Here is a 12,690-nt window from a genome sequence, read left to right as displayed (position 1 = left end):
TCGATTGAGCTCTTTTTGCCGTATAAACTTGCGCCCATTCGACGGCTTACCCGCCGCGACACACCCGATTGAGAGAGTGAGTAATGGGCGCACAGTGGAAGGTTAAACACAAAGCGGACGCCGCCAATGCACGCGGCAAAATTTTCGGCAAACTGGCCAAGGAGCTGACGGTTGCTGCCCGTAACGGCGCAGACCCGGACATGAACTCGCACCTGCGTCTGGTTTACGAACAGGCCAAAAAAGCGTCGATGCCAGCGGACACCATCAAGCGCGCCATCAACAAGGGTGCCGGTATCGGTACCGATGCCGTGCAATACCATCGCGTGACCTACGAAGGTTTTGCCCCGCACCAGGTGCCGCTGATCGTTGAGTGCCTGACCGATAACGTCAACCGCACCGTCGCTGAAATTCGTGTGGCATTCCGCAAGGGCCAACTGGGTGCTTCGGGTTCGGTTGCCTGGGATTTCAACCATGTGGGCATGATCGAGGCCAAGCCGGATACCCCCGATGCCGACCCCGAAATGGCCGCCATCGAAGCCGGTGCCCAGGACTTCGAGCCGGGTGAAGAGGAAGGTACGACCTTGTTCATCACCGAAACGACTGACCTCGACGCCGTACAAAAAGCCCTGCCGGAACAAGGCTTCACGGTGCTGTCGGCCAAGTTGGGCTACCAGCCGAAAAATCCGGTGAGTGGCTTGAGCGACGAACAAATGGCCGAAGTTGAAGCCTTCCTCGAAACCCTGGACAACCAGGACGACGTGCAGGAAATGTTTGTGGCACTGGCCTGAGCCGTTGCCCTGCAAGCTTTGAGTTTGTCTCGCGCAGAAGTGACACCTGCGCGAGGCGAGCCGGCGCCTACCGGATGGCGCGCAATACTTCGCTGACCTCGGTGAATCCGGGGCGTGCCAGTACCTCTGGCTGCATGCAGCGCCGTTGCAGATCTTCCAGGACAGTGCGCGATTGATCGCTCAGGCCTGAGTCAATCCGCTCCAGCAACTCCCCCAGCAAGATCCCGAACGCCCGAACTTCCAACCGTTGCAACGCGCGCGTTTGCGGGCTGTCGTCTGTGGCGTGGAAACACGCGGCGCCAAAATCTCCCAGCAGGCATTCGCCCTCTGCATTGAACAAAATATTGTGCCCGTACACATCACCATGACCGATGCCTTGCGCGTGGAGGTGACCGGCAGCGGCCGCAACTCCGCGAGCGATATGCAGGGCGTGGTCAGCGCTGAAGCGCAGGCTGTGCGCATACACATCACGACTGCAGCTATCGAAGCTGGGTAATTCGGCGAGGTTGGCGAACGACGGGGCGACCAGGGCCATGACCAGACCCGCGGTGTTCTGCGGATGCCCCGTGACGCGCCCCAGCACCTGGATCAGGTTCGGATGCTCCCCGGCGGCAATGCAGGCGTTCATTTCGTTGAGGGGCGAGCCATCGCTGGTGATGCTGCCTTTGTACAGTTTGACCGCCACTGACCGGGTCGGTTGACCGCTAACGCGCCACAGCGCCTGATAAATCACCCCGGAGGCACCTTCGCCCAGTCGCTGACCGAGTTCGAGCTGTGACCAATCGATGTGCTGCGCGTGCTCGGCAGCGCCCGGAGCGCGGGTGTCATCGCACAGTGGATTCGCGGCATAGGCCAGCCAGCTCAGACGTGGCAGACGCACTAACCATTCGGGCAGTTCGCTGAGCTGATTGGCGGCGAGCCGGATCAGCTCCAGACGTTCGCAGTTGGCCAGGCTGGAGGGCAGTTGTTGCAGACGATTACCGGCCAGCATCAGCTTTTGCAGGCGTGGTCGCTCGCCCAATTCGACAGGTAAATGTTCGATGCAGTTATCGGTCAGGATCAGCCAGCGCAACTGCGGCGGCAGTGCTGCGCCAGGTACGGATTTGATCTGGTTGGCCTTGAAGCCAATCATGCTCAGTTCCAGGCACTGGCCCAGGCAGGCGGGCAATTCGGTGAACTGGTTGTCCGAGCAAAACAGGATTCGCAACCGGGTCAGGCGATGCAAGTCCTCGGGCAGTTGGCTTAAACGGTTGCCGCTCAGGTTGAGGATTTCCAGCGAGTCGGCCAGTTGAAAAATTTCGTCCGGGAACTCGGTGAGGTCACAGCAAAGGTCGAGACGTTTTTGACCTGCCAGTTGGCCGGCACGCAGTTGGGCGAGGGTGTTCATATGCAGGCACAGCTTCTCGTAGAGTCGCTAGAAAAAGCCGCGCAGTAGCGCGGCTCAGGTGCAGCAGGATTGCCTTGCGGGTGAGTCAGCGCAACTCGCGAACCATGGCTGACAGCGTCGTCAGCACGTCCTTGGCCAATTGCATCGAGCGTTTGCCCGACCAGCCGGTGAGTGCATCCGGTGCGTCATTGTTGTCTTTGAAAGGCATCTCAAGGGTCAGCGACAGACAGTCAAAACGTTCGCCCACACTGTTGCAGGCCAGGGTCATGTTGGCCTGGCCCGGCTCGTCGCGGGTGTAGCCATGCACGGTCTGGAAGTCACGGGTCAGGTTGCTGAGGTGAGTGCGAAAACGCTCTTCGAGGCCGGCCAGGCGCGGGGTGTATCCAGGATTGCCTTCACAGCCAGCGGTAAAGACATAAGGGATTTCTTCATCGCCATGGATATCCAGAAACAGGTCCACGCCGTAGGTGTGCATCTGCTCCAACGCAAAAAACACTTCAGGGCTGATCTCCTGACGGGTGTTCTGCCAGGCGCGATTCAAGTCCTGGCCATTGGCATTGGTGCGTAAATGCCCGTGAAAGGCACCGTCCGGGTTCATGTTCGGGATCAGGTACAGGTCGGCGAAGTCCAGCAATTTACGGATTTGCGGATCACTGCCCTGTTCCAGACGCTCGATGAGGCCCTCCATGAACCATTCGGCCATGTGCTCACCGGGATGCTGCTGGGCGATGATCCAGATCTTGCGCTTGTGGGGCGCGCCGGAGCCTTTGCGCAGCAACGGAATGTCGCGTCCCTCGACACTTTTACCAAGGCTCAGCAGTTCGCAGCCTGCCCATTTGAGGGCACGCTGGATCAATTGCTCATGGCGTGCGCGGCTGTAAGGCTCGAAGTAGGCAAACCAGACCTGAGGATGCTCGGCCTGCAGACTGATGTTCAATGCCGTGCCGTCAAACGAGGTGGGCACCCGGAACCAGTTTTCGTGATCGTAGGATGCGACGGCCTGGTAACCGTCCCAGGCTTTGTTGTAGGAAGACTGGCTGGCGTTGCACAACTGGAAATGGTGAGTCTGGCCGGGTGTCAGGCCGTCAACCTTGAAGTGGAACCACTGAAAGTGCGGGCTTTTGGTATCAGGTTTGATTGCCAACTGAACCTGCAGCGGATTGCTGACGTCCAGTACCTTGATGTTGCCACTGTCGAAGTCACTGCTGATATGAAGTGAAGAGGGCGCCCCGGTCATCGTCCAAATCCTGGAATCTGATAAATGTGGGCACTACTGTACATCGCAATGGCGACAGGCCAATACGGTTTTGACGGTTTGCAGGAGAGGTGAGATGAGCGCAGGGGGGCGTCATCCCTGACGCTGCGCCAGAATAGAGTTTTTGCGACTGATTCTCAAGTGCTAAATTGCCATTACCGCCATAGTCCAGGACTTCAGGCTTCCGTTGGTCGATGTTCTTTTGCTATCATCCTGCGCATCGTAGCGGCCACCGAAAAAAACCGGCCGCACACCCGACTTCATTAGCCTGAAGCACGCTGAGCCAGATAACTGGCCACAAAAAAAAGACCCGGCCATGAGCCGGGTCAAATAACCGTGATTAGCCTGATGAGGAGGTAATTCAAAAGACCGACCTAAGGTCCTTTGAATTATCGACTGATCTCGCGACCAGCTGCATGCAATAATAATCATTATCATTTGCAAATCAAGTGTTTTCCCGCGCTATTCGGAAATTTATTTTCCATTCCTCGCTTAAAGGCTCTATTCCGGGGCTTGTATACGCGACCTTTCTCAGTCCAGTAGCAGTTCTGTGGTGCGTTTGACCTCGCTCATGGCGATATTCGAGTGCGCTTCCTGGACGTGTGGCTTCTGCAGCAAGTGATCGCGTAAAAAACGCTCATAGCTGTCGATGTCATGGGTCACGACCTTCAGCAAGTAATCCATGTCGCCTGCCATCGTGTAGCACTCGATCACCTCGGGGTAATCGGTGATGGCTTCTTCGAACTCAGTCAAATGGCGTCGCCCATGGCCGGACAGGCGCACATTGACGAACACTACGACGTTAAGCCCGAGTTTTTTCGGATTGAGCAGGGCGACCTTGCGCTCGATCAGGCCTTCCTCTTGCAGTCGGTGAATACGTCGCCAGCAGGGTGATTGCGACAACTCCACATGCTCTGCCACTTCGGCCGCTGAGAGGTCAGCATTGTGCTGAAGCAAGCGAAGGATCTTGCGGTCTATGGCGCTTAATTTGATCTGCATGAACTGATCTGCTTTCTTATTTTTTTAGGTGGTTTCATGCAGATTATCAGAAGATTTCCTTCAATTTAGAAAGAAAAATCCCACGTTAAACCTTCACTCTTTTGCTACGGGTCGCGTATCCGTGTGTCGGGTCAGAAACTGACTTTTCGGTCTGGCCCACCCGCAGGCTAAAACAAGAGAGAAATGAAATGCCGATTTTTACTCACCCTGAATTCGATCAGCACGAGCAGGTTCAGTTTTGTCACGACCCGGCGACGGGCCTCAAGGCCATTATCGCGGTGCATAACACCCGGCTTGGCCCCGCGTTGGGAGGCTGTCGCATGTGGCCCTACGCCGACGAGCAGCAGGCCTTGAACGATGTGCTGCGCTTGTCCCGGGGCATGACGTATAAATCGGCGCTGGCCGGGTTGCCGTTGGGTGGGGGCAAGGCGGTGATCATCGCGGATCCGCGCAAGGACAAGAGCGAAGCGTTGTTCCAGGCCATGGGCGGGTTTGTCGAAAGCATGGGCGGACGGTATATCACGGCAGCTGATTCGGGCACCGGAGTGACCGAAATGGCGCAGATGGGGCAGCGTACGCGCCATGTCGTAGGGGCTGGCACGCGTGAACAACTGGGTGGCGGATTGCGCAGTGGCGATCCATCGCCCTCGACGGCGCTGGGGGTTTTTATCGGGCTGCGCGAAGCCGTCCTGCAACGCTTGGGCACCGCTGACCTGACCGGTTTGCGGGTCGCGATTCAGGGGCTGGGCCAGGTGGGATTCGACCTGGCACGCCAACTGAAAGCCGCAGGTGCACAATTGTGGGTACACGATATCCAGGACGCCAATGTGCGACGTGCGGTCGATGAGCTGGGGGCCCATGCGGTGAGTGCGCAAGATATTTACGGGCTGGATGTGGATGTGTTCGCACCGTGCGCGCTGGGGGCGATCATCAATGATCAGACCCTGCAACTGTTACGGGCGCCGGTCATCGCCGGGGCTGCCAACAACCAACTGGCCAAAGCGTCCCATGCCGATGAATTGTGGCGTCGAGGGTGTCTGCACGCGCCGGATTACGCCATTAATGCGGGCGGCATTATCGATGTGTCCTACGAGTACAACGGCGGGACGCCTGAGCAAGTGCGCGAGCATGTTGAGCGGATCGGAGAAACCCTGCGTCAGATCTTTTTGCGAGCCAAGGCAGAGGATTGCAACACGACCCGCATCGCTGACAGTCTTGCTCTGGAACGTCTGAACGCCTGAGGGAAGGGCGTTGGTGCCCTCTGCGGGCCACCAGCGCCGTTTGCGCGTGTCAGCGTGCAGGCAGTTGCTGGGCATCAACGACGCTGTCCACGCAGGTCTTGGCCAGCTCGACGAAGTACACCATGCCCAGCACAAGGTCGCGGTGCGAGCCCTGCAGGCTCTCGCTGGAGCCCTGTGCCGTGGCGATGACGCAACGCAGCAGTTCCGAAGCATGCACCATCGCTTCTTCCTGACTCACGCCCTCGCGCAACAGGAACACTTTCTGGTCATTGAGCTGTTGGGAAACAGATGGTTTCAAATAATAGTCGAGTGCGCGCTGCGTGGCAGCGCTGTCCTTCAACGCTTCGAGCTCAGGATCCGGATCGGTTTTAAGCGGCATCTGGGTTATGGAAGTCATGATTTACCTGCATTTCGGAAGTTAATCGAATCAGCAAATCCAGATTAGTACGTTAGGTATTTTTATCTATAGGTCAAATAATACATAATGTGTATTGTTGCGCCGAATTCAATCCGTATTGTTCGGCAGATGGATAAATGGATCGCTTTAGTCAGAACCAAATTGCGCGAGTTGAAACTCACGCAAGAAAAACTAGCCGAACGCGTTGGGGCCTCCCAGGGCGGGGTCGGACATTGGCTTAACAAGCGTCGTCAGCCTGATCTGCCGACGATGAACGCTGTGCTGCATGCCCTTGGGCTGGAGCACCTTGAAGTGGCCCTGGTCATTCGTGAGCGCAGTGGTGCGAACGAAGAGGCCGGTCCTGATGAATATACCTACGACATCACATCAGCCTTCCGTTATCCGGTGAGTGACTGGGTGTCGGCAGGTCAAGTCAATGAGAAAGCGCAGGCGGGCTATGCACCGGGCACGGTGTTCGAAGTCAGCGATCATTACGCCAAAGGGCCGGCGTTCTGGCTGCAGGTGACGGGCGATGCCATGACGGCTCCGGTCGGCGTGAGTATTCCGCAAGGCATGATGATCCTGGTCGACCCGGACATCGAAGCCAGGCCGGGGAAAATGGTGATTGCGCGTACGCCCGAGTCTGAAGCCGCCACCTTTCGCCAGTTGATCGAAGAAAGCGGTCAGCGTTATCTCAAGCCCCTGAACCCGACCTACCCCAAGACGCTGTTCGATGATCAGTGCCGGATTATCGGGGTGGTGGTACAGGCAACCGCCAAGTTTTAAGCAGCCCCGCCAGCATCAAAAAAGCGGCTACCGGTAACGGTAGCCGCTTTTTTATGGGCCTTATTGCAACTCGGTCAGTTCAACCAGCGCAGTGCCTTCGCTGACCATCTCGCCTTCCTGGAAAAACAGCGCTTTGACCACCCCCGCGTGCGGTGCCCGCAAGCTGTGTTCCATCTTCATCGCTTCGAGCACCACCAGTTGGGTGCCGGCCTCGACGGCTTGGCCGACCTCGACCAGTATGCGCACGATGCTGCCATTCATTGGAGCCGTCAGGCCGCCTTGCACCGCGTGGCTGGCGCTGGCGGCAGCAATCGGGTCATCGGTACGTATGCCGTGCAGCTCACCTTCCCAGCGCAGGTACAGCGTATCTGCCCGGCGAACGGCCAGGTGCTGGCGGCGTATGCCGGCCTGCTCAATGATCAGTTGGTCATCTTGCAGCACGGCCGTTTGGCCACTGAGATGGATAACCCGATGCTCGCCATTGCAGTTCAGCGCCAACAGCGTGCGCGCAGGCAAACCGTTGCGAAACCCGTTACCCGCCGACCAGGGCGAAGCCGGGTCATCGAGGCGAACCGGGTGGGGCCGGGTTTGATGGAAGGCTTCAGCGGCCGCTGTCCAAAAGGCTGTGGGCAAAGGCTCAATGGCGGGCAGCAATTGTTCCTGGTAACGCGGGATGAATCCGGTATCCAGTTCTGCCGCGGCGAAGGCCGGGTGTCCGAGGATGCGTCGTAAAAAGCTCAGGTTGGTTTTCAGGCCGCCAATGGCGAACTCATCAAGCATGGCCAGCAGCCGCAGGCGCGCCTGCTCACGGTCTTCGCCCCAGGCGATCAACTTGCCCAGCATGGGGTCGTAGAACGGTGACACCTCGTCGCCCTCGCAAACCCCGCTGTCCACCCGACGCCCCGGGCCAGCCGCCGACTCGCGGTACACCTCAAGCCGTCCGGTTTGAGGCAGAAAGTCATTGCCCGGGTCTTCGGCATACAGGCGCACTTCAATCGCGTGCCCATGCAATGGCACTTCAGCCTGAGTGAGCGGCAACGCTTCGCCGCGGGCCACCCGGATTTGCCAGTCCACCAGGTCCAGCCCGGTGATGGCTTCCGTGACAGGGTGCTCGACCTGGAGCCGGGTATTCATCTCCATAAAGAAGAACTCACCCCGCGCATCGAGCAAAAACTCAACGGTGCCGGCGCCGACATAGCCAATGGCCTGTGCCGCACGGACGGCGGACTCACCCATGGCCTGGCGCTGCGCGGCACTCAGGCCTGGCGCCGGGGCTTCTTCAATGACTTTTTGGTGGCGGCGCTGAATCGAGCAGTCGCGCTCGTTCAGGTACAGGCAGTGACCGTGCTGGTCGGCAAAGACCTGAATCTCGACATGACGGGGTTTGAGTACGTACTTTTCCACGAGCATGCGCGCATCGCCAAAGGATGACAGTGCCTCACGCTGCGCCGAGGCCAGTGCGTCGGCCAGTTGGCTGACGTCCTCGACCACTTTCATGCCTTTGCCACCACCGCCGGCGGTTGCCTTGAGCAACACCGGGTAGCCGATGCGTTCGGCGGCAGCGCGAAAGGTTTCCAGATCCTGGGCTTCGCCGTGGTAACCCGGTACCAAAGGCACCCCGGCGATCTCCATCAAGGCTTTTGCCGCTGACTTGCTGCCCATCGCATCAATGGCCGAGGCCGGGGGGCCGAGGAAGATCAACCCGGCGGCTTCGATGGCGCGGGCAAAGCCGGCATTCTCTGACAGAAAACCATAACCGGGGTGAATCGCCTGAGCGCCGCTGGCTTTGGCAGCGGCGATGATTTTGTCGATTTTCAGGTAGCTGTCAGCGGCCTTGCTGCCGCCCAGGTCGACACAGATATCGGCTTCGCGGCAATGCCGGGCATCCCGGTCGGTCGCACTGTGGACGGCAACCGTGGTCAGGCCCAGGGCTTTGGCCGTGCGCATCACCCGGCAGGCAATCTCGCCCCGGTTGGCCACCAGCAGCGTTGTCAGCATGGGGGAAGTCATGGGCGTGGTTCCTGGGTCAATGGGGCAGACTGCCAGTTGGGTGTGCGTTTTTGCAGAAAGGCGCGCAAGCCTTCCTGGCCTTCGGGGCTGACCCTGATCCGGGCGATTTCGTTTTCGCAATAGCGGCGAATGGCCGGGGTCGGTGCGCCGTGACTGACTTCACGCAGCAGATCCTTGCAGGCACGCATGGCGTGCGGGCTATTGAGCAACAGGTTGTCGACCCAGTGCGCGACCTGTTGTTCAAGCGCGTCAGCCGCATAGCTTTCTGACAGCAATCCCAGTTCGCGGGCGCGTTCGCCACTGAAGCGTTCGGCGGTCAGGGCGTAGCGCCGCGCGGCGCGTTCACCGATGGCCTGCACCACAAACGGACTGATGACGGCAGGCGCCAGTCCGATGCGCACCTCTGACAAGCAAAACTGTGCGTCATGCGTTCCGATGGCCATGTCGCAGGCGCTGATCAGGCCCAGCGCTCCACCGTAAGCCGCGCCTTGAACCACGGCCAGGGTCGGTATTTTCAGCTTGGCCAGGTTGTACATGAGTTCGGCCAGATGCCGGGCGTCGTCGAGGTTGGTGTGGTAGTCGAGCTCGGCCGATTGCTGCATCCAGGCCAGGTCGGCACCGGCGCTGAAATGCTTGCCGCGTCCGCGCAGGACCAGAAAACGTACGTCGGGATCACCCTGCACCGCATGCAGGGCGAGGATCAACTCGCGAATCATCTCGGCGTTAAAGGCGTTGTTCTTTTGTTCACGGCTCAACCACAGGGTGGCAAAGCCCCGTGGATCGGTTTGCAGTTCGAGGGTGTTGAAATCGATCATGTCCGTCAGTCCTTAATGGCTGCACGCAAAGGGAATGTCTGGGGCTGCGGTTACATGCGGAACACACCGAAGCGCGTCGCCTCGACCGGTGCGTTCAACGCCGCTGACAGGCCCAGCGCCAACAGGTCACGGGTTTGCGCCGGATCGATGACTCCGTCATCCCACAAGCGGGCGCTGGAATAGTAGGGGTGGCCCTGCTGTTCGTACTGGTCAAGAATCGGCTGTTTGAGTTCAGCCTCTTCGCGTGCCGAGAACGTCTGGCCATTGCGCTCCGCCTGCTCACGCTTGACCTGTACCAGAACCCCGGCGGCCTGTTCTGCCCCCATTACGCCGATGCGTGCGTTGGGCCACATCCACAGAAAGCGTGGGTCGTAGGCCCGGCCGCACATGCCGTAGTTACCTGCACCAAAGCTGCCGCCGATGATCACCGTGAACTTGGGAACCCGGGCGCAGGCCACGGCAGTCACCAGTTTGGCACCGTGCTTGGCAATGCCGCCGGCTTCGTACTTTTGCCCGACCATAAAGCCCGTGATGTTCTGCAGAAACACCAGCGCAATACCGCGCTGGCAGGCCAGCTCGATAAAGTGCGCGCCTTTTTGCGCGGCCTCGGCAAACAAAATGCCGTTGTTGGCCAGGATCGCGACCGGATACCCGTGAAGATGCGCGAAGCCGCACACCAGCGTGGTGCCGAACAGGGCTTTGAACTCGTCGAAGACCGACCCGTCGACCAGCCGTGCAATCACTTCGCGTACATCAAAGGGCTGTTTGGCATCGGCGGGGACTATCCCGTACAGCTCATCACTGCTGTACAGCGGTGCCAGCGGCGTGCGCTGCTGCAACTGCCCCAGTTTTCTCCAGTTGAGGTTGGCCACGCTGCGTCGGGCCAGTGCCAGCGCGTGCTCGTCACTGTCGGCGTAATGATCGGCGACCCCGGAAATCTTGCAGTGCACATCGGCGCCACCCAACTCCTCAGCGCTGACCACTTCACCGGTGGCGGCTTTGACCAGAGGCGGGCCGGCGAGAAAAATCGTCGCTTGCTGGCGCACCATGATTGCTTCGTCGGCCATGGCCGGCACATAGGCGCCGCCTGCGGTACATGAGCCCATGACCACGGCAATTTGCGGGATGCCCGCTGCGCTCAGGTTAGCCTGGTTGAAAAAGATCCGGCCAAAGTGCTCGCGATCCGGGAACACCTCATCCTGACGGGGCAGGTTGGCGCCGCCCGAGTCCACCAGGTAGATGCACGGCAGACGGTTCTGCTCGGCAATCGTCTGTGCCCGCAAGTGTTTTTTGACCGTGAGCGGGTAGTACGAGCCGCCTTTGACCGTCGCATCGTTAGCGACAATCATGCACTCCACACCTTCGACCCGACCAATCCCGGCAATAATTCCGGCGGCCGGAACGTCTTCGCCGTAAACGCCATACGCCGCCAACTGGCTCAGCTCTAGAAAAGGCGAGCCACTGTCCAGCAGGCGGTCAATACGCTCGCGGGGCAGTAATTTGCCGCGTGACGTATGACGCTCCTGGGCTTTGGCGCCTCCGCCTTGTTGCACCTCGGCCAGTAGCCGGTGCAGAGCGTCGACTTGCTTGAGCATCGCGTCACGGTTAGCGGCGAACTCGGCCGAGCGCGGGTTGAGGGTGGTGTGCAGAATGGACATGGACGCGCTCCTTAGCGGGTTTCGTTAAAGAGTTCGCGACCAATCAGCATGCGGCGAATTTCGCTGGTTCCGGCACCGATTTCATACAGCTTGGCGTCACGCAGCAGGCGCCCGGCCGGGAATTCATTGATGTAGCCGTTGCCGCCCAGGATCTGGATCGCGTCGAGGGCCATTTGTGTGGCGCGTTCGGCGCTGTATAAAATCACCCCGGCCGCGTCCTTGCGCGTGGTTTCACCCCGTTCGCATGCAGCAGCCACGGCATACAGATAGGCGCGGCTGGCGTTGAGCTGGGTGTACATGTCCGCCACCTTGCCCTGGATCAGCTGGAATTCACCGATGCTCTGGCCGAACTGTTTGCGGTCGTGGATATACGGCACCACCAGATCCATACAGGCCTGCATGATCCCGGTAGGGCCACCCGACAGCACCACGCGTTCATAGTCGAGGCCGCTCATCAATACCTTGACCCCGGCGTTCAGTGTGCCGAGCAGGTTCTCTTCAGGCACTTCAACATCGTCGAAGAACAGTTCACTGGTGTTCGAACCGCGCATGCCGAGCTTGTCGAAGTGGCTGCTGCGGCTGAAGCCTTTCCAGTCACGCTCGACGATGAAGGCGCTGATACCGTGTGCGCCTTTTTCCAGGTCGGTCTTGGCATAGATGACGTAGGTGCTGGCGTCTGGGCCGTTGGTGATCCAGGTTTTACTGCCGTTAAGCACAAAGTGGTCACCGCGCTTGTCAGCGCGCAGTTTCATCGACACCACGTCAGAGCCGGCATTGGGCTCGCTCATGGCCAGCGCGCCGACATGTTCACCGTTGATCAGCTTGGGCAGGTATTTGAGTTTTTGCGCGTGACTGCCGTTGCGGTTGATCTGGTTGACGCACAGGTTGGAGTGCGCGCCGTAGGAGAGGGCGACGGAGGCGGAGCCGCGGCTGATTTCTTCCATCGCCACCACGTGGGCCAAATAGCTCAGGCCGGTGCCACCGTATTCTTCAGGGACGGTGATGCCCAGCAGGCCCATGTCTCCGAACTTGCGCCACATGTCTGCGGGGAACAGGTTGTCCTTGTCGATTTGCGCCGCTCGCGGCGCCAGTTCAGCGGCGACGAAGGCCTGGACCTGATCGCGCAGCATATCGATGGTTTCGCCCAGGGCGAAGTTCAAAGTCGGGTAGCTCATGGTGCACCTTGATCGTTGTTCTTATTGGGGGCGATGGCGGCATCGCCACGGGTATGCTTTACGTTAACGTAAACTTGGCGATCAAGGCTGTCAATGACCTTTACGTTAACGTCAACTTAGGCCAGAGTAATGACCGTTCTCCCTCTAGAGACAGCGCCGAGATCCGCGTTGCTCATGCT

General features: G+C 59.3%; 11 protein-coding genes. 3 read left to right on the top strand and 8 right to left on the bottom strand.

From position 1 onward, the window contains the following. Nucleotides 1-83: 83 nt before the first annotated feature. Nucleotides 84-788 carry a YebC/PmpR family DNA-binding transcriptional regulator gene (locus AWM69_RS03405; RefSeq protein ID WP_048379427.1) on the top strand — a complete coding sequence of 235 codons (705 nt, stop codon included), beginning with the start codon at nt 84-86 and terminating at the stop codon, nt 786-788. Between the two features lie 67 nt (nt 789-855). Here AWM69_RS03405 and AWM69_RS03400 read toward each other — a convergent pair whose 3' ends face one another. The 3 genes from AWM69_RS03400 to AWM69_RS03390 all read right to left on the bottom strand — a co-directional run bounded on the left by AWM69_RS03400 (nt 856) and on the right by AWM69_RS03390 (nt 4,429). Next, complete coding sequence (locus tag AWM69_RS03400) at nt 856-2,175, bottom strand: leucine-rich repeat-containing protein kinase family protein (protein WP_218725777.1); 1,320 nt, start codon at nt 2,173-2,175, stop codon at nt 856-858. Nucleotides 2,176-2,260: 85 nt separating this feature from the next. Next, a complete protein-coding gene (locus tag AWM69_RS03395) occupies nt 2,261-3,412 on the bottom strand; it encodes a M14-type cytosolic carboxypeptidase (RefSeq protein WP_218725776.1) in 1,152 nt (383 codons plus the stop codon). A gap of 549 nt (nt 3,413-3,961) precedes the next feature. Next, nucleotides 3,962-4,429 (bottom strand): Lrp/AsnC family transcriptional regulator, encoded by a 468-nt coding sequence (locus AWM69_RS03390; RefSeq protein WP_016782348.1) that lies wholly within the window; start codon nt 4,427-4,429, stop codon nt 3,962-3,964. Between the two features lie 188 nt (nt 4,430-4,617). On the opposite strand from AWM69_RS03390, the gene AWM69_RS03385 reads away from it, so the two are divergent. After that, nucleotides 4,618-5,670 carry a Glu/Leu/Phe/Val dehydrogenase dimerization domain-containing protein gene (locus tag AWM69_RS03385; RefSeq protein ID WP_218725775.1) on the top strand — a complete coding sequence of 351 codons (1,053 nt, stop codon included), beginning with the start codon at nt 4,618-4,620 and terminating at the stop codon, nt 5,668-5,670. A gap of 49 nt (nt 5,671-5,719) precedes the next feature. Here AWM69_RS03385 and AWM69_RS03380 read toward each other — a convergent pair whose 3' ends face one another. Beyond that, on the bottom strand, nt 5,720-6,067 hold the full coding sequence (locus AWM69_RS03380) for a DUF6124 family protein (RefSeq protein WP_131652858.1): 348 nt from the start codon (nt 6,065-6,067) through the stop codon (nt 5,720-5,722). Between the two features lie 129 nt (nt 6,068-6,196). On the opposite strand from AWM69_RS03380, the gene AWM69_RS03375 reads away from it, so the two are divergent. Continuing rightward, nucleotides 6,197-6,853, top strand: a complete 657-nt coding sequence (locus tag AWM69_RS03375; protein ID WP_048379437.1) for a LexA family transcriptional regulator — start codon at nt 6,197-6,199, stop codon at nt 6,851-6,853. A gap of 60 nt (nt 6,854-6,913) precedes the next feature. Here AWM69_RS03375 and AWM69_RS03370 read toward each other — a convergent pair whose 3' ends face one another. The 4 genes from AWM69_RS03370 to AWM69_RS03355 are packed head-to-tail and all read right to left on the bottom strand — an operon-like array spanning nt 6,914 to nt 12,511. Continuing rightward, nucleotides 6,914-8,863: an acetyl/propionyl/methylcrotonyl-CoA carboxylase subunit alpha gene (locus AWM69_RS03370; RefSeq protein ID WP_218725774.1), complete on the bottom strand. Its 1,950-nt coding sequence runs from the start codon at nt 8,861-8,863 to the stop codon at nt 6,914-6,916. Then, nucleotides 8,860-9,678, bottom strand: coding sequence for a gamma-carboxygeranoyl-CoA hydratase (locus AWM69_RS03365; protein ID WP_218725773.1), 819 nt, complete (start codon nt 9,676-9,678; stop codon nt 8,860-8,862). Before AWM69_RS03365 ends, AWM69_RS03370 begins: the two co-directional genes overlap by 4 nt. A gap of 50 nt (nt 9,679-9,728) precedes the next feature. Beyond that, nucleotides 9,729-11,336, bottom strand: a complete 1,608-nt coding sequence (locus AWM69_RS03360) for a carboxyl transferase domain-containing protein (protein WP_131652861.1) — start codon at nt 11,334-11,336, stop codon at nt 9,729-9,731. An 11-nt stretch (nt 11,337-11,347) separates the two neighbouring features. Continuing rightward, nucleotides 11,348-12,511 (bottom strand): isovaleryl-CoA dehydrogenase, encoded by a 1,164-nt coding sequence (locus AWM69_RS03355; protein WP_218725772.1) that lies wholly within the window; start codon nt 12,509-12,511, stop codon nt 11,348-11,350. Nucleotides 12,512-12,690: the final 179 nt, after the last annotated feature.

The sequence above is a fragment of the Pseudomonas sp. D1HM genome (genome assembly GCF_019266105.1).
Taxonomy (GTDB): Bacteria; Pseudomonadota; Gammaproteobacteria; order Pseudomonadales; family Pseudomonadaceae; genus Aquipseudomonas; species Aquipseudomonas taetrolens.
The sequence above is the reverse complement of the archived record's forward strand: the minus strand, read 5'-3'. Positions and strand labels throughout refer to the sequence as shown.